Origin of the sequence: Campylobacter sp. RKI_CA19_01116 (assembly GCF_025771405.1) — a bacterium.
GTDB lineage: Bacteria > Campylobacterota > Campylobacteria > Campylobacterales > Campylobacteraceae > Campylobacter_D.
In genome coordinates this window covers 100,382-124,746 of the sequence record NZ_JAKMQF010000003.1, presented here as the reverse complement: position 1 = coordinate 124,746, position 24,365 = coordinate 100,382, and the positions used below count along the sequence as shown (strand labels likewise).

Here is a 24,365-nt window from a genome sequence, read left to right as displayed (position 1 = left end):
TAAAATTTTAATAAAGGGAAAATAAAGTGTTTGAAATAGTTAGTGAGTCATTTAAATCCGCAGTTAATAAACTTCGTTTTGTTGATGATGAAAAAGCTTTAAAAAATGCTCTTGACACTCTAAAAAAAGCCCTTTTAAAAGCAGATGTACATCATAAAGTTACTAAAGAATTACTTACTTTAGTAGAAAATGATGTGAAAACTAATGGCATAGGTCAAAAACAATTTTTAGACTCAATTAAGAAAAATTTAGAAGAAATTCTTAGTGTTAAAGGTAAAAATCAAGGTTTTGTATTTGCTAGTAAGCCACCTACGGTTGTTTTGATGTGTGGTTTGCAAGGTGGTGGTAAAACTACTACTACGGTAAAAATTGCTAATTATTTAAAGTTAAGAAATAAAAAAGTACTAATTGCTGCATGCGATTTGCAAAGATTAGCTGCAGTAGAACAGCTAAGACAACTCACTCAAGCTAATGAGCTTGATTTATTTTTCATAGAAAATGAAAGTAATCCTTTAAATGTTGCTAAACAAGCTTTGGAAAAAGCAAAAAATTCTATGTATGATGTTTTGCTTGTAGATACTGCCGGCCGTTTAGCAATTGATACGGCTTTGATGAATGAGCTTAAAGATGTAAAAGCTATTTTAAATCCTGATGAAGTATTTTATGTAGCTGATGCTATGAGTGGTCAAGATGGAGTTAAAACAGCAAGTAGCTTTAATGAAGCTTTAGAAATCACTGGGGTTATTTTAAGTAAATTTGATGCAGATACTAAAGGTGGTGTTGCGCTAGGTATAGCAAGACAAATTGGTGTGCCTTTAAGATTTATTGGTGTTGGTGAGAAAGTAGCTGATTTAGAAGTATTTATCCCTGATAGAATTGTTAATCGTATCATGGGTGAGGGTGATTTAGCGACTTTAGCTGAAAAAACTGCAGCCATTATTGATGAAAAAGAAGCAAAAAAACTTAATAAGAAAATTAAAAAAGGTGAATTTAATTTTAATGACTTTTTAAATCAAATGGAAAGTGTTAAAAAACTTGGTAGTATGAAATCAATCATTGGTATGATACCTGGTTTATCATCTATGGCAGCAAATATTAAAGATATTGATTTGGATAATTCTAAAGAAATTATTCATATTAAGGCAATGATTTCATCAATGACACCAAAAGAAAGAGAAAATCCTGATTTGTTAAACAACGCAAGAAAGCGTCGTATTGCAGAAGGTGCTGGTTTATCTCAAATGGAAGTAAATCGCTTTTTAAAACAATTTAGCAATGCAGCTAAGTTGGCAAAGAAATTTTCAAACAAAAAAGGAATGGAAAACTTTATGAATATGTTGCAGCAAGCTAAAAGACCGCAATAATTAAAGCTTTTTTATGGATATATGAGTTAAAATATCTATAACAAAATTTTAATTTTTTTAGGAGTATTAAAATGACAGTAATCAGACTTACAAAAATGGGACGTAAAAAAAGACCATTTTATCGTATAGTTGTAACTGATAGTAGAAAAAGACGTGATGGTAGCTGGATAGAAAGCATTGGATATTACAATCCTATGGTTGAACCTGAAGTGGTAAAATTTGATGCTGAGCGTTTAGCTTATTGGAAAAGCGTAGGTGCTAAATTAAGCGATAGAGTAGCAGCTATTACAAGCAAATAAAAATGGTTGAAAATTTTTTAAGAGAATATGCAAAATTAATTGTTGATTTTCCTGAAAAAGTTGATATACAAAGACAAAATTTAGAAAATAATTTTGCTGAAATTATCATTTATGTCGATCCATCTGATACTGGTAAGTTGATCGGAAAAAATGGAAAATTAATCAACGCAATAAAAACAGTCATTATGGCTTACAAAGTTAAAGATGCAACTTCATATCGTATAACGGTAAAAGCCATTGAAGAATGATTTGATCCAAGTTGCTAAACTTGGGAAAAGTGTTGGTTTAAAAGGTTATGTAAGATTACATAATCTTAGTGATTTTTATGAGCAGTTTAAAATAGGTGCTAAATTTTTTGATATTAATCAAAAAATTTACACCATAAAGGCTTTTGATAAAACTAGATCTTTAGTTTTATTTGAAGGTTTTGAGAGTGTTGAAGCTGCCAAAACCTTAACTAATATTACTCTTTTTCAAACTATTGAAGCTACAAAAGAAACTTGTAAATTAAAAAAAGATGAGTATTTTTATTTTGATATAATTGGATGTGATATTATTGAAAATGAGCAAAAATTAGGTGCAGTTGAAGACATTTTAGAAAATGGAGCAGGATTTTTATTTTGTATAAAATGTGATGAAAAACTAACAAAGGTTAAAAACTTTTATATTCCTTATGTTGATAAATATATTCAAAAAGTTGATGTAGAAAATAAAAAAATATTCACGCAATCTGCTTTAGATATTTTAGAAAATTCATGAAATATACTTTTGTAAGTTTATTCCCAGAGCTTATTGAACCTTATTTTCAAACTTCTATTTTAGCAAGGGCAAAAGAAAAGGGAATATTAGAATTTGCTTTTGTTAATCCTAGAAAATTTACCACAAACAGGCACTTTAAAGTAGATGATTATAAAATAGGAGGAGGCGCAGGGCTTTTATTACAAGCTCAGCCTTTGTATGATTGCTTAAGACATATTAAAAAGCAAGATAAAAATGTTCATTTTGTTTTTCTTTTGCCTTGCGCTAAGACTTTTAAACAAGCTGATGCTAAAAGATTAAGTAAGAAAGATCATATTTGTTTTGTAAGTAGTAGATATGAGGGTTTGGATGAGCGCATTGTGGAAGAATTTGCTAATGAGGTATTTTCTATAGGTGATTTTATACTTACAGGTGGAGAGTTAGCGTCTTTGGTGATGTGTGATGCTATTAGCAGAAATATTCAAGATGTTCTTGGAAATAGCGAAAGCTTAAGTGAAGAAAGTTTTGAAAATGACTTATTGGAAGCTCCATCGTTTTCCAAACCTTTTATTTTTGAAAAGGAAAATAAAAAATTTTATGTGCCTTCAGAGTTTTTAAAGGGAAATCACGCTAAAATCACAGCTTTAAAAACTACTTTGGCGTCTTGCAAAACGAAATATTTTCGTCCTGATTTGTATCAAAAGCATGAACGCAAATTTTAAGGAATATCGTTATGAAAAATAAATACATTGAGCAATTTGAGCAAAAGCAAATTGAAGGTAAAAATGTTCCAGAATTTCGTGCTGGAGATACTTTAAGACTTGCTATTCGCATTAAAGAAGGCGATAAAACAAGAATTCAAAATTTTGAAGGTATTTGTATAGCACGTAGAGGAAATGGTGTAGATGAAACTTTCATCGTACGTAAAATCGGTGCTAACAATGTAGGCGTTGAAAGAATTTTTCCTATTTATAGTGAAAGTTTAGAAAGTATTACAGTATTAAGAAGAGGTCGTGTACGCCGTGCTAGATTGTTCTACCTAAGAGATAGAAGAGGTAAGGCTGCTCGTATTAAAGAACTTAAAAAATAAAAGTGAAATTTAGAACTCAAATATATGAAGCAATTTCTTGGGAACAAGAAATTCAAAACGGCATTAATATATCTAAGAAAATAGAAAATGCTTATGCTAAAGAAATCTGCATAACTATGTCAAAAGATAGCTTTATGAAAGATCATAAAGCACCTTTTGATATTACCATACAAGTATTAAAAGGCTCTATCGATTTTGGAGTTTTAAACCAAAAAATTCTACTTAAAACACTAGATAGTATAAGTTTAAAAGCTCATGAGATTCATAATCTTTTAGCGTTAGAAGATTCTATAGTGCGCTTAACTTTGTATAAGCAAGATAGTCTTGAACGCGTTGAAAGTGTTTTAAAATCTTAATTTAAGCCTCATTTTGTATAATTTTAGCTTACTAAAATGAGGAAGTTAAGCTATGAAATGGACTAAAGATTCTTGGAAAAATTATAAAATTCAGCAACAACCACAATATCCTGATGAAAATGAATTACAAGATGTTGTTAAAAAATTAGAAAAATTACCACCGCTTGTTTTTGCAGGTGAGGTGGATAAATTAAAAAAATCCCTTGCTAATGTTGTAAATTCACAAGCATTTTTACTCCAAGGAGGAGATTGTGCGGAGAGTTTTGTAAATTTTGGCGCTGATAATATAAGAGATATGTTTAAAGTTATGCTTCAAATGGCTATAGTGCTTACTTTTGCAGGATCTTGTCCCATTGTTAAAGTAGGGCGCGTTGCAGGACAATTTGCAAAGCCAAGAAGTAGTGATTTTGAAGAAATTGAAGGAGTAAAGCTTCCAAGTTATCGTGGAGATATTATTAATGGTTTTGAATTTAATGAAAAATCAAGAATAGCTGATCCTAAAAGAATGTTAGAAGCATATTATCAAAGTGCTACAACTTTAAATTTATTAAGAGCTTTTTCAAGAGGCGGTTTAGCGGATTTAAGAGTGGTACATAAGTGGAATTTGGGTTTTTTAAAAAAGGCAGAGCTTGGAAAAAAATATGATGAACTTAGCGAAAAAATCACTCAAGCTTTAGCTTTTATGCAAGCTTGTGGTATCACCGATACTCCAAATCTTTCTCAAACAGCCTTTTATACTTCTCATGAAGCCTTGCTTTTACCTTATGAGGAAGCTTTAACTAGGGTAGATAGTTTAAGCGGGGAAATTTATGATTGTTCAGCACATATGCTTTGGATAGGTGAGCGTACTAGAAAAGCAGATGAAGCACATGTGCATTTTTTAAGTGGAGTGAAAAATCCACTTGGTGTTAAACTTAGTGCTAATTATGATTTAGATGAGATTAAAAAGTTAGTAAGTATTTTAAATCCGCATAATGAAGCAGGAAGATTAAATTTCATTATTCGTATGGGATGTGATAAGATAGAAAATGCCTTGCCAAAATTATTTAAAGAGTTAAAACAAGAAGGATTTAATATACTTTATAGCATAGATCCTATGCATGCAAACACAGTTAAGTCAGGTAATTTTAAAACAAGAGAATTTGATAAAATCATTCAAGAAGTGCGTGCATTTTTTGAAATAGCTATGAGTGAGAGCGTATATCCTGGTGGGGTACATTTGGAAATGACAGGGCAAAATGTAACAGAATGTGTAGGAGGCTCTTTAAATATCACTCAAGAAGAGCTTTCTAAACGCTATGAAACACAATGTGATCCAAGATTAAATGCTGACCAAGCTTTAGAATTAGCATTTATCATAGCAGACTTAGTTAAAAAGGCAAGAAAATGTTAAAATTTTATGGTATTAAAAATTGTAATAGTGTTAAAAAAGCTATGGATTGTTTAAATTCTAAGCAAATTGAATTTGAATTTTTAGATATTAAAAAACTAGATGAAGAAACTTTAGATTTTTGGCTTAGCAAAAGGAGTGTTTTAGAGCTTGTAAATACAGTGGGTATGAGTGCTAGAAAATTAGGCTTAAATAAAGAAAAACTTCAAAATTTAAACCAAGATGAAATTAAAGCAATGATTTTAGAAAGTCCAACACTCATAAAACGCCCATTAATTGTAAAAGATGATGAAGTTTTTATAGCTAAAGAATATGAGAGTTTTTAATTAAATTTTCTCTCTTTGGTAGATTTTTTTAATTTTCACATCTAAATTATGAGCAAATTTAAATAAAGCTGGCACTACTAAAAGTGTAAGTAAGGTTGAACTAATAAGACCAAATATAATAGCAATGGCCATAGGAGAATTTCCTTCAAAACCAGAACCCCTTGAAAGTGCTAGTGGAAGCATGGAAAAAATCATCGCAAAAGTTGTCATTAAAATGGCTCTTAAACGACTTTTTCCTGCATAAATTAGTGCTTTTTCTACTTCCATACCTTCATCGCATTTTTTATTAGCTACATCTACTAATAATATAGCATTTTTTCCTACCATTCCAAAAAGCAAAATAATAGCCACAAGTACAAATAAAGAAAAGTGATTTCCTGTGATAAAAATTCCAAAACAAGCTCCACCAAAAGCCAAAGGCATGCTTATCATGATGATTAAAGGAAGTATTAAACTTGAATACAAAGAAGCAAGGATTAAATAAATCAAAATCATTCCCAAAGATATAGAAAACAAAAATCCACTAATGGTATCATCTAAAAAGTCCAAAAAACCAGAATAAGCAAAAGATAGGTTGTTTTTTCCTAAAATATAAGCTAAATTGGACTCAAAAATTTTTCTTACTTCACCCAAAGAAATGTTTTCTATGCTTGAAGTGAGTTTTATACTAGTAGTTTTATTGTGTCTGTTAATTAAAGAAAGATCTTTTTTATAAGAAAAGCTAGCAATACTAGCAAGTTTTATACTTTCATTGTTATGATTTTTAAGTTCTATTAGCTCTAAACTAGTTGGATTTTGCTTAAAAGCTTCATCAAAGCTAAGGATAATTTCATCTTTAAAATTTTTATAATCCATATTTCCAACACTTAAATTTCCAAAGGAATAAGCCAAGACATAAGCAAGTTCTTGAGGGTTAATACCAAGTTTGGCAGCTTTTTCTCTATTGATATTAATAGCAATTTCTTCTTTTAAATCCCCTTCATTATCATCTATAGCAACAAAGCCTTCGTGTTTTGAAAGCACTTCTTTCATTCTATTAATAGCTTCTTTTATTAGCTTTAAATCATCACCTAAAATTTGAATTTGAACCGGATCTTCAATGCCTGCTCCTTCTATTTTAGGGAGTTCTAAAACTTTTATCTTTAAGTCTTCATAGGAGTTTAATTTTTCTTGAAAAAGGCTAATAAGCTTAGGTTGTCTGAATTTTCTTTCATTTAAAGGTTTTAATTTTACATAAATTTTTGCTTTTTTAATTTCTTTTGCGTCATTATATCCTATAAGTAAATATGCATAAGCAACACTTGGATCTTGCTTTATATTTTCATATACTTTTAAACTTTTTTCTTTCATAGCTTCTAAAGATAAGTCGTTTTTGCTTTCTAATAAAATTTGTATTTCACTATCTTCTTCTATAGGTAGAAAATCTAAGCCTATTTTAGGAGCTAAAGAAAAACATAAAATAATTACAACAAGCGTTGATAGGATAAATTTAATTTTATTAGCTAAAACTTTATAAAGTAGCTTTTCATAAAATAAGTCAAGTTTTATAAATAAAAATTCACTTTTTTTATAAAATGTACTTTCGCTAGTATTTAAAAATCTAGCACTTAAGGTAGGTATTAAAAATACACTTACAAGATAGCTTATAATCACACCAGAAGCAACGCTAGTAGCTAATACATTAAAAAATAAACCAGGAACTGAATTCATATAAGCAATAGGTATAAACACACACAATAAAACCGCACTAATGCTTAAAACGCTAAAGCCTATTTCTTTGATTCCTTCAAATGAAGCTTGTAAAGGAGGGAGTGTTTTTGCTTTTTTGGCTATACTTTCAATAATAACTATAGCATCATCTATAAAAATTCCTATACTTAAAGTAAGAGCTATGATGGTTAAGCGATTAATATCATAACCTAAAAGATTAATGAGAAAAAAACTAGAAATAATTGAAGTTGGTAAAACAATAAAAGCTAAAATAGTCGCACTGATATTTCTTAAAAATACATACACTATTAAAAGTGTCAAAATCACGCCAAAAACCATATCAAAAATAACTTGATTGATATGTTTTAAGATATTTTGGCTTTTATCATAAACTATTTTAATTTCTATCTCATTGCCTACTATTGTTTGTAATGTTTTTAAAGAATTTTTGATATTTTCTATAACTTTTAAGGAGTTATAACCAGAAATTTTATTAAGCTCAAGTAATACCCCATCTTTTGTATCAAGCATTGCAAACTGCTTTTGATCTTCTAAGTCATAGCTAATATTTGCTATGTCTTTTAAAAATATTCCACTAAAAATGCGTATATTTTCTAACTCTTTTAAATTTTGTGCTTCAAAATATCCTTTGATGGTGAAATTATCTTTTGAATTTTCAAACTCACCTAGATATTGTTTAAAATTATGACTTTGGATGATTTTAGCTACATCAAGTGCATTAATGTGGTATTTTTGCAAGGCATTAGGCAGGAGTTTGATTTGAACTTGTGGTTTTAAAAAGGCTATATCATTGATCGTTCCAACTCCTGAAATTTTTTGTAAAAATGGTTTTATATCATTGTCAATCTTACGCATAAGTTTTAAATGATCTTTGGAGCTTAAAAATAATGATACAACAGATCCTGCATCAGGGGATATTTTTTCTAAGGTTGGCTTTGCTGGAAGATTAATAGTATTAAGTTTATCTCTAATATCATTTGCAGCTACTTCTAAGTTTTTGCCTAGTTCAAATTCAACAACAGAAATAGAAAAATTATTATAACTTGTAGAATTGATATTTTTTATCCCCTGTACATCTGAAATTGCATTTTCTATTTCTTTGGTTATTTTAGATTCTATGAATTTTAAATCTCCATTCGCAGTGGTGGTAATTTTAATCAAAGGAATATCTACTTTTGGATAAAGATTAATGGGCATACTAAAAATAGAAAAAGTACCAAAAATCACCAAAGCGATAAAAAACATCAAAACAGCAATAGGATTATTAATAGCAAAACGATACAAGATTAATCCTTGGTGATGATTTTTCCTTCTCCAAAAGAACCTGGAGTAAAGTTTAAGGCCTCAACTTCTGCATAAATTTTTCGTGTTTTTATGTCTATACTTGGATAAATAAGTGTGATTTTACCTTGATATTCTTTTTCATTTGAGTCTATTTTATAAATAAAAATATCATCGATTTTTATCTTATCTTTAAATTTTTCATCAAAACTTAAAAGCAATTTTACTTTTGGATAAGAAAAAAAATCAAATAAAACATGAGAAATTCCCCTAGCTCCATCGCCTATGTCGATATATTTGTTAGAAATAATCCCATCATAAGGTGCTTTTAGAGTTTTTTTATCGATTAAGTCTTTATAGTGTTGTATATTTAAAAAGGCTTTTTGTTGCAAGCTTTGTGCTTTTTGAAACTCAAATAAAATATTTTCATAACTTTGCTTATCTATAACTTCTTGTACCTTTTTAAATTTTTCTAAAGAACTTTTAGCATGTTCTAGTGCAAGAGTGGCAAGTTTGTATTCATTTTGTGCTAATTTTAAGGCTATTTGCTCGCTAGAATCTTCAAGTTTAAGTAAAACTTGATCTTTTTTTACCTTATCATTAACATTCACATAAATTGCTTTAACTATACCAGCACTTTGCAAGGATAATTTTGATTGATTTTGCGCAAGCACATCAAAACTAGCATAAATTTCTTCAGCTTTTAAAGTGAGTAGAGAAAATAAAATTAAAAATACTAATTTCATTCTAAAACCTTTGTTTTTATATCAATTCCAGCTGTAAAATAATACCTTGCTTTTGTAATTTCATATTCATTTTTAGCTAGTTCAAGTTGACTTTGACTTTTGTATTTTAATTCTAATGCATTTAGGTATTCTACATATGAGCAAAGCCCTGCGGTGTATTTTTTCTCAATGGCCTCAAAAGCTAAATTAGCCGCCTTAAAACTTGCATTTAATGCTTTTATTTTAACTTTGGAAATTTCAATTTCTTGTAAAAGATTATCTAGTTCTATATCTACTTTTCTTTTAGTTTTTTCAAGCTCTAATTGAGTGATTTTGCTTGTATATTTTTGAGATTCTAGAGCTTTTTGATTAGCCCCAAAATCAAAAATTTTCCACTCAAAAGTTAAAATAAAACGATTACTTTGTCCATGTTCTTTTAAAAAGCTTTCGCTTGTTGATTTTAGCTCATGTGGTAATTTAGGATTGTAGTTTATATCATAAAAACTAAAACTATTTTGTAAAAATATTTTTGGAAACAACTCAGCTCTAGCAGAGTCTATTTTTAAATTTTCTAAATTTAATTTTTCTTGCATAAGGGCTATTTCATAGCTTTTGTTTTTTTCTGCACTTGGTTCTTGTAAAATATTTTGAAAAGAAGGCGTAAAATGCGTTTTGCTAAGATTATAAATTTCATTTTTTAATTCATATAGTTTTAATTCATTTTGAGCTAATTCATAAGAGCTTAACTCAAATTTTGCTTTTATGCTCTCAAGCTCACTTTGGCTAGCAAGTCCAGCTTGGTAAAAATTTTCTAAGCGCTTGAGTTGATTTTGTAGAGTGATTTCTTTTTGTTTATCACTTGCTATAATACTTTCTAAACTAAGATAATTAAAATACAAAACACTAGCACTAAGTGCCATATAATTTGCCATGTTTTCTTTTTCAAGATGAGCAAGTTGTTTTAGACTTTGCATGCTAGCGATTTTTGCTTCTCTATTGCCCCCATCAAAAAGTAAAAATTTAAGCGAAAGAGTACTCATTAGACTTTCTTGAGGTTCTATGATAAAGCGATCTTTGTTTGAGCCAAGATAAGAAACACCTAAATGTAAACTTGGCAAATAAGCATTTTGCACGCTTTCTTGTTCTAAAATACTTTTTGAAAATTGAAGTTGCTTTTGTAAGTAATTTTCATTGTTTAAACTTAAATCTATAAATTCTTTAAGATTATTAGCTAGCAAAAATAAAGGCAAGAAAAGTAAATATAAAATTTTCATTTTTAAACTTTTTATTTTATTATAGAAAATATAACTTAAAGTAATTATAAAGCAAGAAAATTTTTAAGTAGCTTTTTACCATTTTGACTTAGTATGGCTTCAGGATGAAATTGGATTCCATAAATGTCGTATTTTTTATGTTTTAAAGCCATGATGACATTATCTTCACTATGGGCTAAAATTTCACATTTTTTACCTATATGGCTAACATAAAGAGAGTGATATAAACAAATTTTAAAATTTTGCTTAAGATTTTTAAAAAGTGGATTTGGTTTAAATTTTATAGTTTTTACCTTACCATGAGTTGGGTTTGGAAGTTTAGAAATTTTACCATCAAAAACATGTGCTATGCATTGGTGTCCTAGACAAATTCCAAGAATTTTTTTATCTTTTTTAAAATATTTTATAGCTTTTAAGCTTAGCTTTGATTCTTTTGGAGAATTTGGTCCAGGGGAGATTAAAAGATGGGTAAAACCATATTTTTTAAGCTTTTTTGGGTTTTTAAATTTATCGTTTTTGATGATTTTATAAGTAATATTTAATTCTTTTAAATAAAAGGCTATAGTGTAGGTAAAAGAATCATAATTATCTATAATTAAAACTCTCACAAAAACACCCTTTTTAAGCCTCTTAAAGAATTAATAGCATAAATTTCTTTAGCATTTAAAAGCTTATCTTTAGTGATATCTTTTTCTTTGATGAGCTTGTGTTTTAAGAGTGTTTGTCTATAAATGCCATTGAGGCAGTTTTTAGCATAAGGAGTAAAATACTCATCATTTAAATTTATGATAATATTAGTTCTTGAACCCTCACAAAGTATGCCTTTTTCATCAAAAAAAACTATGTCATAGCAAATATTTTCTTTCCATAGATGCGAATTTGCTTCATATAAACTACGCAGAGAAGTTTTATGGTGTGTTAAAAGATTTACTTTTATGATATCTTTACTTATGAGTAGTTTTTTGCTTGAATTTTCTTGTATATTGCTAAAATCAAACTCATAAAGACCATTTTTGAAAAGTTTTAATTTAATAGCTTTTGAGTCTTTTTGAGTAAAATTACTTTTTGTAAAAAAATGATGTTGGTTGAAAACAAAATTATTGAAATTTTGTAAAGATTTAAAATGGAATTTTTTATCTTTACTCTCTAGTATATTTTTAAAATCATGTATTAATCTTTGAGTATCAAAGCCAAAAAATTTAGCTGAGTTTAAAATTCTTTGTAAATGTTCTTTGAAAAATAAAATAGAATGATTTTTATAATACATTGTTTCAAACAAGTAAAAGTTAGGTTCTAAAATTTTGCTTTTTAGTTTTAATTCTTCAAATTCATCTTGTTTTTGTGAGTCCCACACAAGCCCACTTCCCACACCATATCTTAAAAAATCATCATTATTTTTTTTCTCTAAAGTGCGTATGGCTACGCTAAATTTTGCTTTGTTTTTATAGATTAAACCTATTGCGCCACAATAAATTCCGCGTTTTCTTTGCTCTAAATTTTCTATGAGTTTAATGGTTTCTATTTTGGGTGCGCCTGTGATAGATCCACATGGAAAAAGGGCTTTGAAAATTTTAAAATAATCATTTTTTTGCTTTAATTTTCCGCTTATTTTTGAAATGAGTTGGTGTAAGGTAGGATAGGTTTTAACCTTAAAAAGTTCGCATTTTAAAGAATGTTTTTTGATGAGTTTTGAAATATCATTGCGTAATAAATCAACTATCATTACATTTTCGCTAATGGTTTTTTCATCGCATTTTAAAAAGTTTTTTAGATTTTCATCTTCTTTTGGATCATTTGAGCGTTTGATTGTGCCTTTCATGGGTTTTGTGATGATTTTTTTATTTTTGATTTTAAAAAAAAGCTCAGGTGAAAATGAAGCTAGTTCTAAAAATTCATTTTTCATATAAGCCTTATAAGGGGTATTTTGCTTAGGATAAAGGCTTAAAAAACTCTCATACACATTAAGATTTGATTGTAAATGTTGTTCTTGAGCAAGATTAACTTGATAACTTTGACCTTTAGCTATGGCATCTTTAACTTTGTCAAAATTTTCAAAATACTTTTCTTGATTTAAATTAGATGAAAAATTTGGATAAAAGTCTAAATTTTTTTCTTCACTTGTAAAGATTTTTCTTGTTTTAAAAGCAAAAAAATACAAAAAAGGTTCTTTGCTTTTATAATTTTTATCTTCTAGATATTTATAAAATTCATATTGGATATAACCTAAAAAATAATATTGACTTTTATATTTTTCTATGGTTTTAAAAGCTTTTTTGCTTTCTTTTTGAGTATAGGCTTTGAGGGTAAAGGCAAGATCATTATAAAGATATTTTCCAAAGATAGCAAATGCCATTTATATCCTTAGCTTAGAAAATATACCCAAATAGGTAAAGAAATAAAGGCAAAAACTATACCAAAAGCCACAGAACTAACTGCTAAATTTGTATCAAGTTTTGCTTTCATAATCATAGCTGCAACCATTGTCATAGTAGGCATAGCTGATTCAAGTAAAGCGATGATAGAGCTAGGATTTAATTTGAAATTTAAAAGCTTTAAAAGCACTAAAAAGATTAAAGGTGTGAGTATCATTTTACCAAAAATGACTATTATAGTTGCTTTATAAGAAGTTTTTATACTTAAAAAGCCTAAATTTAAACCTATGGCAAAAAGTGCTATAGGTGTGGCACTAGCTCCAAGCATACGCAAAGGTTCAAAGATAAAATTAGGAAGTGTAGTAAACTTAAAACAAAGTCCTAAAATCAAAGCAACAAAAGGTGGAAAAGTAAAAACTTTTTTAAGATTTTGTAAAAAGCTTACCTTTTGCTCACTAGCTAAAGATATGATAAAGGGAGCAAGCAGTGCCACTGGCAAAGAAGTAGCAAGAGCATCATAAAGGATAATCTCTCCCAAAAAATGAGGATCTTGATAAATTCCACTAATAATAGGTATACCTACAAATAAAGTATTTCCAAAGCTAGAAAGTAAAAAAATACTTACAAGAGTGCTTTTGCTAAATTTAAAACAAAGAGCTAAAAATACACAACATAATGCTGAAAAAATAGCACAGCCCAACCCAAGCAATATAATAACAATCAAAGAAAAATCAAAATTTAAATGATAAGCACGCTCAAAAATCAAGCAAGGCAATGCAAAAATAATAGCAAAATCTAAAAAAGCACGCGCTTGTTTTTGTTTTAAAATTTTGATTTTTTTAGCAAAATATCCACCAAAAAGCAAACAAAATATACTAAATAAGGAAGAAAAAATATACATTTTATTCTGCTAAGTTAAAAAGCTTTTGACTAAATTTTGTATGAGTAAATTCCATCCATCTACAAGCACAAATATCAAAAGTTTAAAAGGCATAGAAATCATAACAGGAGGTAGCATCATCATACCCATAGCCATTAATACCGAGCTTACTACCATATCAATAACCAAAAATGGTAAGAAAAGTAAAAAGCCTATTTCAAAAGCAGTTTTAAGCTCGCTTATCATAAAGGCTGGCACTAAAACTGTTAAAGGCACATCATCTATGGTTTTTGGATTTTCTAAATTTCTAATCCTATAAAAAAGCGCTAAGTCTTTTTCCCTAGTGTTTTTTAGCATAAAATCTTTAAAAGGCTTAACGCCTTTAGCAAAAGCTTCTTCATAACCTATTTGTTCAGCGATATAGGGCTTTATACCTTCATTATATGATTTTGTAGCCACAGGCTCCATAATGAAAAAAGTTAAAATCAAAGCTAAGGTAACCAAGATAGTATTTGGTGGCATAGTTTGAGTACCAAGGGCTGTTCTTAAAAAAGAAAATACTACAACAAGTCTTAAAAATGAAGTCATTACAAAAACAATGGTAGGCGCAAGAGCTAGTATGGTTAAAACTATAACTATATTTAGGGTTGTTACGAGTTGTTGTGGGCTATTTGGAGCACTAAGGCTTAAATTTACAGTTGGTATGGTTGCTTCAGCACCTAAAAGAGCCAAGTTTGATAAAAATAAAGCTAGTAAAACCCTCAAAATATTTCCTTGGTTAAAATTAAAAGCGTCATTTTAGCAATTTTACTCTTAAAAGAATAAAAATGATTTTATAAAAATAAGAATTTTTACTTTAGCTTGTTAAAATAAGCAATAATTTTTAAAACAAAGGTAAATTATGAAAATTTCTGTGCTTATTTTGGCTGCTGGACTTGGCACGCGTATGAAATCACAAAATCCAAAAGTGCTTCAAAAAATTTGCTCAAAAGCAATGATTTTACATATTTTAAAACAAGCATATAAGATTAGTGATGATGTGTGTGTGGTGCTTTCTCATCAAAAAGAAAAGGTTGAACAAGTTGTTTTAGAGTATTTTCCAAATACACGCTTTTTAGAGCAAGACTTGCAAAATTTTCCAGGTACTGCAGGGGCTTTAAGGGGTTATGAGAGTAAGCATGAAAAAGTTTTGATTTTATGTGGTGATATGCCTTTAGTTAAAGCAGATGATTTAGAAAAAATAGCTTTAAATGAAAGTGATTTTAATGTAGCAGTTTTTGAGGCAAAAGATCCAAAAAGTTATGGAAGAATAGTATTAAAAGAAAATAAAATTCAAAAAATAGTAGAAACAAAAGATGCAAGCAAAGAAGAACTTGCTATAAACATTTGTAATAGTGGTGTTTATGCTATAAAAGCACAAATTTTAAAAGAAGTATTGCCTTTGATAAAAAATGATAATAAAGCTAAAGAGTATTATTTAACTGATGCGGTTTATTTAGCAAAAGAAAAGGGCTATGAAATCGATGCGGTATTTGTAAATGAGCAAGATTTTATGGGGGTAAATGATAAAATTGAGCTTTGCCTAGCTCAAGATCTTATGCAAGAAGCGATTAAAAAGGAATGGATGAGGCAAGGAGTGATTTTTCACATGCCTGCGACGACTTTTATTTCAGATGAAGTTGAGTTTGTAGGCGAGTGTGAAGTGTATGAAAATGTGCGCATAGAAGGAAAATCAAAAATCATTAATTCTATCATTAAAAGTTCAAGTGTGATTGAAGATAGCATAGTGGAAAATAGCGATGTGGGTCCTTTAGCGCATTTGCGTCCAAAATGTCAGCTTAAAAATACCCATATAGGAAATTTCGTAGAATGTAAAAATGCTTTATTAAATGGAGTTAAGGCAGGACATTTGAGTTATTTAGGAGATTGTGAGATAGATGAGGGAACTAATATAGGTTGTGGTACTATCACTTGTAATTATGATGGGGTTAAAAAGCATAAGACCAAAATAGGTAAAAATGTTTTTGTGGGTTCAGATACGCAATTTATCGCTCCGGTTGAGATAAAAGATGAGGTAATCATCGCAGCAGGAAGCACCGTGTGTAGGGATGTAGAAAAAGGCTCTTTACATATCAATAGGGCAAAAGTGCAAATCATAGAAGATTTTTACTATAAAAAACTAGGTAAAAAATGAAAACAATCTTACTAGCAGTAAGTGGAAGCATAGCCTTTTATAAAGCTTATGAGCTTATTTCTTTATTAAAAAAAGAAGGCTTTAGGGTTAAAGTTTTGCTAAGTCAAGGAGTTTTAAAATTTGGCACTAAGCTTAGCTTTGAAGCTTTAGCAGATGAAATTTTATGTGAAGATAATGAAAGTTGGCAAAATACTAATAATCATATAGCCTTTAGTAAGACTTGTGATTGTGTGCTTTTTGCACCTGCTAGTATAAATTCTATTAATAAGCTAAATTATGGTATAGCGGATAATTTATTTATTCAAACTTTAATAGCAGTAGATAAAAATAAACCATTTTTAATCGCACCTGCTGCAAATACAAACATGTATTTACATTTTAGCACTCAAAATTCTTTAAAAAATTTAAAAGAGCAAGGTTATATTATCATTGATCCTATAGTTAAAACTCTAGCTTGTAAAGATGAGGGCTTAGGAGCTTTGGCTGAGCTTGATAGTATTATAAATGCTTTAAAAAAAAGTCTAATGCAGGAAGATTTTTTTAAAGATAAAAGTTTTGTTATAAGCGGTGGTGGGACTAAAGAAAAAATTGATGATGTAAGATGTATTAGTAATTTTTCAAGTGGAAAAATGGCAAAGGCGGTTGCTGATGCTTTGTATTTTTTAGGTGCTAAAGTAGTGTTAGTTAGCTCAGTAGAGTTTAAAACACCTTATAAATTAGAAAAATTTAAATCTTCTTTAGAATTAAAAGAAAAATTGCAAAAATACAAAGAATTTGATGCTTTAATTATGGCTGCTGCTGTGAGTGATTTTACTCTAAAAGCTTATAAGGGCAAGATTAAGAAAAATGAGCATTTAAATGGACTTGATTTAAAATTAAAGCTGAATGAAGACATCTTAAAAAATTTAGATTTTAAAGGCAAAAAAATAGGCTTTAAAATGGAATTTGATGAGCAAAATGCTTTAGAAAATGCTAAAAAATCTTTAGTTAGTAAAAATTTAGATATGGTGTGTTTAAATGTCTTAAATGAGCAAATGAACTTTGGAAGTGATGAAAATAGCATTTGTTTTATCACTAAAGATAGTATTTCTCAAAGTTCTAAACAAAGCAAAGAAAAACTTGGCTTTATTTTGGCACAAGAATTAAGGAAACTTTGGTGAATATCATCAACTCAACTTTACCTGTAAGAATGCAAATTTTGGAAAAACGTGCATATAATCGCTATGTATTGCTTTTAAACACTAAAAAGCTTGAAACAAAAAGTTTGATAGAGCTTGAAGTAGGGGAGGAGTATTTAGCTGAAGTTTATGAAAATAAAGGAGTAATTTCTTTTAAAAATCTTTTGAAAAAGCCTAAAATTAGACTTTTTGAAGAAGGGGCCGAACTTATAGAAAAGCTTTTGCAAGAAGGTGATGAAAAAGCTTGGTATAAAAAATTCATTATTCAAAGGCTTATAGAAAGTAAAAGCGCATATGAGTTTGAAATTTATAAGGAAATGTTTTTCGCATTTTTTGAAGGAATTTATCATATACCTTTTGTTTATGAGGGAAATAGGGCTTTGTTTGAAGCTAAGAAAAATGGAAATATTTTAGAGGTGTATTTGTATTTTGAAATTTTTGGTGCTTTAAAAATTATAATTGATAATGGTAAAATCACACGCATACAAACACCTTTTGCCAAAGTAGCACATTTTTTAAATGAGTATTTTAAATTTGAAGTAGTTAATACGCTTAATCCTATGTTTGTTTTTAAAAGATTGATGGATATAAAGGGATAGAATGAATGAGTTAAAACATCTTGCTGTGGTAATGGATGGCAATAGAAGATGGGCTAGAAAAAATGGACTTTTAGAAAAAATTGGCTATAGTCAAGGTGCTAAAGTTGTTGAAAAAATCATAGAAGTATGTATAGATGAAAAAATTCAAAATCTAACCCTTTATGCTTTTAGTACAGAAAATTGGCAAAGACCAAAAGAAGAAGTGGAGTTTCTTTTTAAACTATTAAATAAATATCTTGATGAGTCTTTAAATAAATTTGTAGCCAATGAAGTGCGTTTTAAAGCCATAGGAAATTTAAATCTTTTAGATGAATTAACCTTAAAAAAAATACAAAATTTTCAAGAACAAACTAAAAATTACACAAAATTATGCGTAAATTTAGCTATTTCTTACGGAGGTAAGGATGAAATAGTTAGAGCGGTTAAAAAGGTGATTGAAAAAAATCTTGAAATTAACGAAGCAAATATACAAGCAAATCTTGACTTAAGCGAGGATGTGGATTTGTTTTTAAGGGTAGGGAGTGCTAAAAGAATTTCAAATTTTTTATTATGGCAATCAAGTTATGCAGAAATTTATTTTAGTCAAACCTTATTTCCTGCACTTACTAAAAAAGAAATCGCAAATATTATTACTGAGTTTAAAAAACGCAAAAGAACCTTTGGTAAATGATATTTTTCTTTTTATTACTAGGGCTTTGTATGGGTTCTTTTGTCAATGTTTTGATTTTAAGAACGATTAATAAAGAAAGTATAATAAGTCCAAGATCAAAATGTCCTAAGTGTCTTAAAACTTTGAAATTTTATCATCTTTTTCCTTTGTTATCTTTTGTATTTTTAAAAGGTAAATGTGCTTTTTGTAAGGAAAAAATTTCTTTGATTTATCCTTTTAATGAATTTATTTGTGCGTGTTTGTTTTTCTTTGCTTTTTATTTAATCGAAGATGTTTTTCAAATTTTAATTTTTGCTTGTATGCTAGCTATATTATTAGCGCTTTCTTGGATGGATTATTATTTAAAAGCAGTGAGTGAGCTTTGGCTTTGGATTTTATTTATTTTAGCTTTTTGTTTTGATTTTTTACAAAATGGCTTAAATTTAGAGGATTTTCAAGATAGCTTTTTATTTCGCGTGTGTTTTGGGGCGGGGTTAATTTTCATACTAAAAAGTGTAATTAATTTTATTAAAAATTTTAAAAAAAGAGATGAAATTTTAGAAAGTTTAGGGGAAGGTGATGTTATAATAATAGCTTTGATTTTTGGAATTTTTGACTATGAAAAAGGCTTTTTGATTTTATTTATTGCAAGTTTTTTAAGTCTTTTGATGTTTATAAAAATAGCCAAGAAAGATTATCAAATGCCTATGATTCCTTTTTTATTTTGCGGAATTTTGATTAACCTAAGTATAGAAAGTATATTATGAAACTAGTTTATAAGTATTTGCTTAATCAGTTTTTAAGCACAATGTTGTCTTTATTTTTTACTTTATTTATTATTGTTTCGATTATATTTTTTATACAACTTGCTAAAATTACTGCTTATATTGAAATTACTTTTTTTGAATTAATCAAATTATATATTTATCTTTTACCAAAGATATTGATTTTTACTTTACCCATATCTTTTTTCATAGCTTTGACTTTGGCATTTTATAGGCTTTCTAGGGAAAATGAAAGCACGGTGTTGTTTGCTTTGAGTATAGCTCCAAGTATGATAGCAAGTTTTTTTGCAAAAATTGCAGCTTTAGTAAGTGCTTTTATGCTTTTGGTGGTTTTGGTTTTTATACCTATATCTTTTGAACTTTTTGATAATTTTGTAGATTATAAAAAAATTAGCGCTAAAGTAAGCATAAAAACAGGAGAATTTGGACAAAGATATGGAGAATGGCTTGTTTTTATCGATGCTAAAAATTCCGATGAAACTTATAAAAATATCATAATGTATCATCCAAAGAAAAACCCACAAGATAAAGAACAAGTGATTTTGGCCAAAGAAGGAAAGTTAGAAACAAATGATGGGGTTATTACTTTTAAGCTAGATGAGGGAAAAGCTTATGAGATTAAAGAAGAAGATTGGCATATTTCTAGTTTTAAAAATTTATTAATTAAAAGCAAGCTTTCTTCTAAAGAATTAAATACTCAAAGTTTTTATGGGTATTGGTCTGATGTAGCAAGCAATAAAGAAAAAGCAAAAGAATTTGTTATTTATATTCTTATAGCTTTATTTCCTTTAGCTAGCGTGCTTTTTGCACTCTCTTTTGGTATAGTAACTTATCGTTATGAAAAAGGTTTTGCTTATTTTGGAATTTTTGTGATTATTTTTGCTTATTTTACGCTTTTGATTAGTTTTTATAATCCTCCTTTTGTAGCTATTGCTGTGATTTTTTCAAGCTTTTTAATTACTTCTTTGTTTTATTTTAAAGCAAAAATTGCAAGTAAGTATTAATGCTTTTAAAATTAACTTTTTCTTATGATGGTTCTAAATTTCAAGGTTCTGCTACCCAGCCACATAAGTTTAGTGTCCAAGATGTCTTAGCACAGGCCTTGTCGCATTTGGGTATTTATGAAAAGCCTTTATTTGCTTCAAGAACTGATAAAGGTGTGCATGCATTTAATGCAGTTGCTTGCGTTAAAGCGGGAGAACATTTTAAAGATTTTGTATATTTAAAGAATAAAATCAATTATTTTGCACACCCATTTATACATATAAAGCATATTCAAAGAATGCAAGAAAATTTCCAAGTGCGCTTTGATGTGCAAAAAAGAGCATATCGCTATATTATAAGTCATGAAAAATATAATCCTTTTTTAGCCTCATATGTGCATTTTTATCCAAAAATAAATATTAAATTAGCCAAGGAAATTGCTTTTTTATTTGAAGGAGAGCATGATTTTAAACTCTTTCAAAAAGAAGGCTCTGATAATAAAACAAGTATAAGAAAAATGTATAAAACTAGAGTTTATGCTTATAAAAATTACACTGTATTTTATTTTGAAGCAAATGGTTTTTTAAGATCTCAAATTAGAATGATGATGGCAAGCATTTTAAAAGTATTAGAAGGAAAAATGAGCAAAAATGAGCTTTTAGAACAAATCAACGCTAAAAAAGCTCATTGTAGATTTTTAGCTCCTGCTAGTGGTTTATATTTGAGTAAGATTTCTTATTATAATAATGCATGATTTTTTTATGTATAAAAAATGAAAAAAGAATGATTAAAGTCCCCATACAAAAAGGTAGCAGCTCTACATCTACTCCAAAAATACTCATATTGATAAAAATACTTATAGGTATAATGGCATTATTCATCAAGGCTAAAACCCCACTATCTACTTCCGTAGAGCCTTTATTCCATAAAAAATATCCAAGTCCCGAAGCAATAGTCCCAAGATAAATCAAAGCTATCCAAGAACTTAAATTGGATGGTAAATTATTATAATCTCCAAAAAATAAAAAAGCAGGTAAGGTTATACTGGTTGCGCCTAAATAAAAATAAGCAAAGGCTTCTTTTTGGCTTAAATTTGTATTTTTTTCTAATAAAATTTTATAAAAACTTTGTCCAGCACCAAATACTAAATTAGCTCCTTGAATAAGTAAAAATCCATATAAAAAATTAGAGTTAATATTATCAAATTTAACTACAAAAGCACCCATAATGCATATAAAAATACTTATAAAATATAAATATCTAAGATTTTTTGAAAAAAGCCCATAAAAAAGCACAACGTAAAAAGGTGTAAAAATCGTAAAAAGCGCTACTTCGCTTACACTTAAATATAAAAAAGAATGATAATAAAATAAATTCATTATGCCAAGTTGTAAAGCCCCAATACTTATGAGTTTTAGTTTTAAATGCAAATTTAGCTTAAAATTTAAAAAAGGCAAAAACACCAATAAAGACAAAAAAACTTTTGCAAATGCTGCAAAAAAACTATCCATTTCTAAGGTAATAAAATGTCCAATTAATGGAAAAGAAAAAGCCCAAATAAAACTTGCTAGTAATAAACTTGGCATTTTAAAGCACGCCTTCTAATTTAAGTAAAGCCTCTTTGATAAATAAACCACCATTGTATCCACCTAAGTGATTTTTAGCTACCACTCTATGGCAAGGTATAAAAATTGCAAGTTTATTTTTAGAATTTGCATTACCTACTGCTCTAAAAGCTTTTGGATGATTGATGAAAGAAGCAATTTCTTGATAAGTTTTAGTTTGCCCATAAGGAATTTTTATCAAAGCTTTATATACCTTTTGTTCAAATTCGCTTCCCTGAAGAGTTAGAGGAGTGTTAAAAGCAAAAAGCTTTTTATTAAAATAAAGGTCTAGCTCTTCTAAGGCTTGTTCTAAAACAAGGTGTTTATCTTTGGTAAAATCAGGCTTATATATAGCAAAATCAACATTAATAAGCTTATCTTTATCACTTTGTAAAAGAATATAAGCAAAACTAGCTTTATAAAAACTTTGATACATATTTTTCCTTATTTAAAAGCAAGCATTGTATGAATTTTAAATTAATTAATTGTTATTAAAGCAAAAATTTAGTTAAAATAGTGATTTAATTTATATTCAAGGAAAATATTTGAAGATTTTATTATTTAGTTTGATTATAAGTTTAAATGTTTTAGCTTTGGATTATAGTTGTGAGTATGTTAAGGAAAATAAAGCTAATTTTTTCAAAGAATTTGAGCCAAAAAATACACAAGATTTTGCTCAAGTGGATTTAAATTGTGCTTTTTCTTTAAAAAATCATCAAATCACAAAAAGATTATATGAGCTTGCTAATGAAATTAGAGGAAGCAATAGTGCTTGCATGGGTGGAGAATATTTTAGTGATTTGAGAAAATTTGATTTTAAATTATTAGAAATTGCACTTGATCCACAAGGCTACCAAAAGACTTTACAAGATTCTATAATACTTGAAGAAAAATTTGCAAAATTAAAAGCGTATTTTAGATTTTGGGCTTATCAAAGCATTGGAAATTTTAAACTTTTTAAGGAATTTTGGAAAGAATATAATAATGCGATTAATCCTTTAACAAGATATTTTCAAAAGGAATTTAATTTAGATAAAGCAAGTGCAATTTATTTTGCTAGTAATGCTTTGAATGAATTTTTAAACTGGGCAGTTGGCGAGACTAAAATCTTTAAAGATATTTCAGATTTTGAAAAATTTGTAGCTAATAAAAATAATTCTTTAGAGCAGATTAAAGAGTATATTTATACTAAAAAAATTAGTAATTTAGAATTAAACAATGGTTTTAAATCAGCCTTGTTAAATAATAGAGAAAGTGAGATTATAAGAGAATTTATTAAATTGGGCGTAAAAATAAATGAAGGTTATGAGTCTGCTTTATTTTTTGCACTAGATAATGCAGAAAATGTTAAGCTTTTGCTTGAAAATGAAGCGGTGGTTGATTATAAAAATTCTTTTGGAAAAACACCTTTGTTTTATGCTGTTGAATATAACAACTATAAGATTGCCAAGCTTTTGCTTGAAAATGGTGCAAATGTAAATCAAAAATACATTAATGATAATGAAAAACTTTCTATTGCCAGTATGGGAAGCAATACGCCATATTTTATCACCTTATGTGCGCTTGAGCATACTTCTAAAAATATCTTTATGCATGGAGCAAATTATGCTGATGTAAAAATGCTTAAGTTGCTTATAGATTATAAAGCTAATTATAAAGAAATAGATGATTTAGGATTTAATGCTCTTGATTTTGCTATCATTGCAAAAAAAGAAGAAAATATTAAATTTTTAAAAAAACTTGGTTTAAAAGAAAATGAAAATTTGATGTTGTATGAAGAGGCTCAACCATGAAAATTGCTTTAATAACAGGGGTAAGTTCAGGTTTTGGACTAGAGAGTTTAAAAGCTTTAATAGAACTTGATTATAAGGTTATAGCCATAGCAAGACGTAAAGAAAGGTTAGAAAAACTACAAGAGCTTTATGGGGATAAAATTTATCCTATCGTGCTTGATGTTAGGGATAAACAAGCGGTTTTTACAGCAATTGAAAATTTACCTCAAGATTTACAAAATATTTCTTTACTTGTTAATAATGCAGGTCTTGCTTTGGGTTTAAATGAGTTTGATTCTTTGGATATTGAAGATATTGAAGCCATGGTAGACACTAATATCAAAGGCTTTTTATATATAGCAAGAGCTACTTTACCTTTACTTAGAAAGGCAAAAAATGCTCATGTGGTTAATCTTGGTTCAATTGCGGCAAATGTGCCTTATTATGGAGGTAATGTTTATTGTGGTACGAAAGCTTTTGTGGCACAATTTTCTAAAGCTTTAAGAACAGATTTGCGCGGAAGTAATATAAAGGTAACAAATATAGCTCCAGGGCTTTGTAAAACTGAATTTAGTGAAGTGAGATTTAAAGGTGATATTAAAAAGGCTGATGAGGTTTATGAAAATACTAAATATATTAAAGCTGAAGATATAGCAAAAATTATTACTTTTATTATTAGCTTGCCTGAGCATATTAATATTAACGAAATTGAACTTATGCCTGTGACTCAAACATGGGCAGGAACTTTTAGCGAGAAAATATAAAAACTTAAGG

General features: G+C 28.5%; 27 protein-coding genes. 18 read left to right on the top strand and 9 right to left on the bottom strand.

Annotated features, from left to right (window positions below; translation table 11 throughout):
* The first annotated feature begins 26 nt into the window (after positions 1–26).
* From ffh to L8U41_RS03385, 9 genes are all read left to right on the top strand, one after another.
* On the top strand, positions 27–1,364 hold the full coding sequence (gene ffh, locus L8U41_RS03425; RefSeq protein ID WP_263727825.1) for a signal recognition particle protein: 1,338 nt from the start codon (positions 27–29) through the stop codon (positions 1,362–1,364).
* A 71-nt stretch (positions 1,365–1,435) separates the two neighbouring features.
* On the top strand, positions 1,436–1,663 hold the full coding sequence (gene rpsP / locus L8U41_RS03420; protein ID WP_012661702.1) for a 30S ribosomal protein S16: 228 nt from the start codon (positions 1,436–1,438) through the stop codon (positions 1,661–1,663).
* 2 nt (positions 1,664–1,665) lie between these two features.
* A complete protein-coding gene (locus L8U41_RS03415; RefSeq protein WP_012661701.1) occupies positions 1,666–1,911 on the top strand; it encodes a KH domain-containing protein in 246 nt (81 codons plus the stop codon).
* Complete coding sequence (gene rimM, locus L8U41_RS03410; RefSeq protein WP_263727824.1) at positions 1,901–2,422, top strand: ribosome maturation factor RimM; 522 nt, start codon at positions 1,901–1,903, stop codon at positions 2,420–2,422. The genes L8U41_RS03415 and rimM overlap by 11 nt, the downstream gene beginning before the upstream one ends.
* Entirely contained in the window at positions 2,419–3,123 is a 705-nt protein-coding gene (trmD, locus tag L8U41_RS03405; RefSeq protein WP_263727823.1) for a tRNA (guanosine(37)-N1)-methyltransferase TrmD, read from the top strand. The genes rimM and trmD overlap by 4 nt, the downstream gene beginning before the upstream one ends.
* An 11-nt stretch (positions 3,124–3,134) precedes the next feature.
* Entirely contained in the window at positions 3,135–3,491 is a 357-nt protein-coding gene (gene rplS, locus L8U41_RS03400) for a 50S ribosomal protein L19 (protein ID WP_012661698.1), read from the top strand.
* A gap of 2 nt (positions 3,492–3,493) precedes the next feature.
* A complete protein-coding gene (locus L8U41_RS03395) occupies positions 3,494–3,847 on the top strand; it encodes a cupin domain-containing protein (protein ID WP_263727822.1) in 354 nt (117 codons plus the stop codon).
* Between the two features lie 52 nt (positions 3,848–3,899).
* Complete coding sequence (locus tag L8U41_RS03390) at positions 3,900–5,240, top strand: class II 3-deoxy-7-phosphoheptulonate synthase (RefSeq protein WP_263727821.1); 1,341 nt, start codon at positions 3,900–3,902, stop codon at positions 5,238–5,240.
* Positions 5,234–5,563 (top strand): Spx/MgsR family RNA polymerase-binding regulatory protein, encoded by a 330-nt coding sequence (locus tag L8U41_RS03385; protein WP_220701572.1) that lies wholly within the window; start codon positions 5,234–5,236, stop codon positions 5,561–5,563. The genes L8U41_RS03390 and L8U41_RS03385 overlap by 7 nt, the downstream gene beginning before the upstream one ends.
* On the opposite strand, the gene L8U41_RS03380 is transcribed toward L8U41_RS03385, so the two are convergent.
* Genes L8U41_RS03380 through fliP form a run of 7 tightly spaced genes read right to left on the bottom strand, consistent with a single transcriptional unit; the run spans position 5,564 to position 14,594 of the window.
* Positions 5,564–8,578 carry an efflux RND transporter permease subunit gene (locus L8U41_RS03380; RefSeq protein WP_263727820.1) on the bottom strand — a complete coding sequence of 1,005 codons (3,015 nt, stop codon included), beginning with the start codon at positions 8,576–8,578 and terminating at the stop codon, positions 5,564–5,566. It lies immediately after the preceding gene.
* Between the two features lie 2 nt (positions 8,579–8,580).
* Positions 8,581–9,321 carry an efflux RND transporter periplasmic adaptor subunit gene (locus tag L8U41_RS03375; protein ID WP_263727819.1) on the bottom strand — a complete coding sequence of 247 codons (741 nt, stop codon included), beginning with the start codon at positions 9,319–9,321 and terminating at the stop codon, positions 8,581–8,583.
* Positions 9,318–10,574 (bottom strand): TolC family protein, encoded by a 1,257-nt coding sequence (locus tag L8U41_RS03370; protein WP_263727818.1) that lies wholly within the window; start codon positions 10,572–10,574, stop codon positions 9,318–9,320. The genes L8U41_RS03375 and L8U41_RS03370 overlap by 4 nt, the downstream gene beginning before the upstream one ends.
* A 44-nt stretch (positions 10,575–10,618) precedes the next feature.
* Entirely contained in the window at positions 10,619–11,182 is a 564-nt protein-coding gene (locus tag L8U41_RS03365; protein WP_263727817.1) for an anthranilate synthase component II, read from the bottom strand.
* The gene (locus L8U41_RS03360) at positions 11,179–12,927 is read right to left on the bottom strand and encodes a bifunctional anthranilate synthase component I family protein/class IV aminotransferase (RefSeq protein ID WP_263727816.1); all 1,749 of its coding nucleotides are present in this window, start codon (positions 12,925–12,927) and stop codon (positions 11,179–11,181) included. Before L8U41_RS03360 ends, L8U41_RS03365 begins: the two co-directional genes overlap by 4 nt.
* Before the next feature lie 8 nt (positions 12,928–12,935).
* A complete protein-coding gene (locus L8U41_RS03355; protein ID WP_263727815.1) occupies positions 12,936–13,847 on the bottom strand; it encodes an AEC family transporter in 912 nt (303 codons plus the stop codon).
* Between the two features lie 9 nt (positions 13,848–13,856).
* Positions 13,857–14,594 carry a flagellar type III secretion system pore protein FliP gene (gene fliP, locus L8U41_RS03350; RefSeq protein ID WP_263708217.1) on the bottom strand — a complete coding sequence of 246 codons (738 nt, stop codon included), beginning with the start codon at positions 14,592–14,594 and terminating at the stop codon, positions 13,857–13,859.
* 133 nt (positions 14,595–14,727) lie between these two features.
* Here fliP and glmU point away from each other — a divergent pair, with 133 nt between their 5' ends.
* From glmU to truA, 7 genes are read left to right on the top strand one after another with little or no spacing between them, the layout of a single operon-like run.
* Positions 14,728–16,020: a bifunctional UDP-N-acetylglucosamine diphosphorylase/glucosamine-1-phosphate N-acetyltransferase GlmU gene (gene glmU / locus L8U41_RS03345; RefSeq protein WP_263727814.1), complete on the top strand. Its 1,293-nt coding sequence runs from the start codon at positions 14,728–14,730 to the stop codon at positions 16,018–16,020.
* A complete protein-coding gene (gene coaBC, locus L8U41_RS03340; RefSeq protein WP_263727813.1) occupies positions 16,017–17,180 on the top strand; it encodes a bifunctional phosphopantothenoylcysteine decarboxylase/phosphopantothenate--cysteine ligase CoaBC in 1,164 nt (387 codons plus the stop codon). Before glmU ends, coaBC begins: the two co-directional genes overlap by 4 nt.
* On the top strand, positions 17,177–17,797 hold the full coding sequence (locus L8U41_RS03335; protein ID WP_263727812.1) for a hypothetical protein: 621 nt from the start codon (positions 17,177–17,179) through the stop codon (positions 17,795–17,797). The genes coaBC and L8U41_RS03335 overlap by 4 nt, the downstream gene beginning before the upstream one ends.
* A gap of 1 nt (position 17,798) precedes the next feature.
* Positions 17,799–18,467 (top strand): polyprenyl diphosphate synthase, encoded by a 669-nt coding sequence (gene uppS, locus L8U41_RS03330; protein ID WP_039668518.1) that lies wholly within the window; start codon positions 17,799–17,801, stop codon positions 18,465–18,467.
* Positions 18,464–19,213 carry a prepilin peptidase gene (locus L8U41_RS03325; protein ID WP_263727811.1) on the top strand — a complete coding sequence of 250 codons (750 nt, stop codon included), beginning with the start codon at positions 18,464–18,466 and terminating at the stop codon, positions 19,211–19,213. The genes uppS and L8U41_RS03325 overlap by 4 nt, the downstream gene beginning before the upstream one ends.
* A complete protein-coding gene (locus L8U41_RS03320; protein WP_263727810.1) occupies positions 19,210–20,235 on the top strand; it encodes an LptF/LptG family permease in 1,026 nt (341 codons plus the stop codon). The genes L8U41_RS03325 and L8U41_RS03320 overlap by 4 nt, the downstream gene beginning before the upstream one ends.
* Entirely contained in the window at positions 20,235–20,969 is a 735-nt protein-coding gene (gene truA / locus L8U41_RS03315; protein ID WP_263727809.1) for a tRNA pseudouridine(38-40) synthase TruA, read from the top strand. Before L8U41_RS03320 ends, truA begins: the two co-directional genes overlap by 1 nt.
* Here truA and L8U41_RS03310 read toward each other — a convergent pair.
* Entirely contained in the window at positions 20,923–21,801 is an 879-nt protein-coding gene (locus L8U41_RS03310; protein WP_263727808.1) for an EamA family transporter, read from the bottom strand. The two genes, truA and L8U41_RS03310, sit on opposite strands and share 47 nt — an antisense overlap.
* A gap of 1 nt (position 21,802) precedes the next feature.
* Complete coding sequence (locus tag L8U41_RS03305; RefSeq protein WP_263727807.1) at positions 21,803–22,255, bottom strand: methylated-DNA--[protein]-cysteine S-methyltransferase; 453 nt, start codon at positions 22,253–22,255, stop codon at positions 21,803–21,805.
* Between the two features lie 109 nt (positions 22,256–22,364).
* Between L8U41_RS03305 and L8U41_RS03300 the strand changes: the two genes are divergently transcribed.
* On the top strand, positions 22,365–23,612 hold the full coding sequence (locus tag L8U41_RS03300) for an ankyrin repeat domain-containing protein (protein WP_263727806.1): 1,248 nt from the start codon (positions 22,365–22,367) through the stop codon (positions 23,610–23,612).
* Positions 23,609–24,355 (top strand): SDR family NAD(P)-dependent oxidoreductase, encoded by a 747-nt coding sequence (locus tag L8U41_RS03295; RefSeq protein WP_263678716.1) that lies wholly within the window; start codon positions 23,609–23,611, stop codon positions 24,353–24,355. The genes L8U41_RS03300 and L8U41_RS03295 overlap by 4 nt, the downstream gene beginning before the upstream one ends.
* The last annotated feature ends 10 nt before the right edge of the window (positions 24,356–24,365 follow it).

Coding starts and splice junctions, on each gene's coding strand:
- truA (WP_263727809.1), top strand. CDS start 20,235: ATGCTTTTAAAATTAACTTTTTCTTATGATGGTTCTAAATTTCAAGGT.
- L8U41_RS03415 (WP_012661701.1), top strand. CDS start 1,666: ATGGTTGAAAATTTTTTAAGAGAATATGCAAAATTAATTGTTGATTTT.
- L8U41_RS03375 (WP_263727819.1), bottom strand. CDS start 9,321: ATGAAATTAGTATTTTTAATTTTATTTTCTCTACTCACTTTAAAAGCT.
- L8U41_RS03385 (WP_220701572.1), top strand. CDS start 5,234: ATGTTAAAATTTTATGGTATTAAAAATTGTAATAGTGTTAAAAAAGCT.
- rplS (WP_012661698.1), top strand. CDS start 3,135: ATGAAAAATAAATACATTGAGCAATTTGAGCAAAAGCAAATTGAAGGT.
- L8U41_RS03320 (WP_263727810.1), top strand. CDS start 19,210: ATGAAACTAGTTTATAAGTATTTGCTTAATCAGTTTTTAAGCACAATG.
- L8U41_RS03310 (WP_263727808.1), bottom strand. CDS start 21,801: ATGCCAAGTTTATTACTAGCAAGTTTTATTTGGGCTTTTTCTTTTCCA.
- L8U41_RS03355 (WP_263727815.1), bottom strand. CDS start 13,847: ATGTATATTTTTTCTTCCTTATTTAGTATATTTTGTTTGCTTTTTGGT.
- L8U41_RS03370 (WP_263727818.1), bottom strand. CDS start 10,574: ATGAAAATTTTATATTTACTTTTCTTGCCTTTATTTTTGCTAGCTAAT.
- L8U41_RS03295 (WP_263678716.1), top strand. CDS start 23,609: ATGAAAATTGCTTTAATAACAGGGGTAAGTTCAGGTTTTGGACTAGAG.
- glmU (WP_263727814.1), top strand. CDS start 14,728: ATGAAAATTTCTGTGCTTATTTTGGCTGCTGGACTTGGCACGCGTATG.
- coaBC (WP_263727813.1), top strand. CDS start 16,017: ATGAAAACAATCTTACTAGCAGTAAGTGGAAGCATAGCCTTTTATAAA.
- L8U41_RS03360 (WP_263727816.1), bottom strand. CDS start 12,927: ATGGCATTTGCTATCTTTGGAAAATATCTTTATAATGATCTTGCCTTT.
- rpsP (WP_012661702.1), top strand. CDS start 1,436: ATGACAGTAATCAGACTTACAAAAATGGGACGTAAAAAAAGACCATTT.
- L8U41_RS03325 (WP_263727811.1), top strand. CDS start 18,464: ATGATATTTTTCTTTTTATTACTAGGGCTTTGTATGGGTTCTTTTGTC.
- L8U41_RS03390 (WP_263727821.1), top strand. CDS start 3,900: ATGAAATGGACTAAAGATTCTTGGAAAAATTATAAAATTCAGCAACAA.
- L8U41_RS03305 (WP_263727807.1), bottom strand. CDS start 22,255: ATGTATCAAAGTTTTTATAAAGCTAGTTTTGCTTATATTCTTTTACAA.
- trmD (WP_263727823.1), top strand. CDS start 2,419: ATGAAATATACTTTTGTAAGTTTATTCCCAGAGCTTATTGAACCTTAT.
- uppS (WP_039668518.1), top strand. CDS start 17,799: ATGAATGAGTTAAAACATCTTGCTGTGGTAATGGATGGCAATAGAAGA.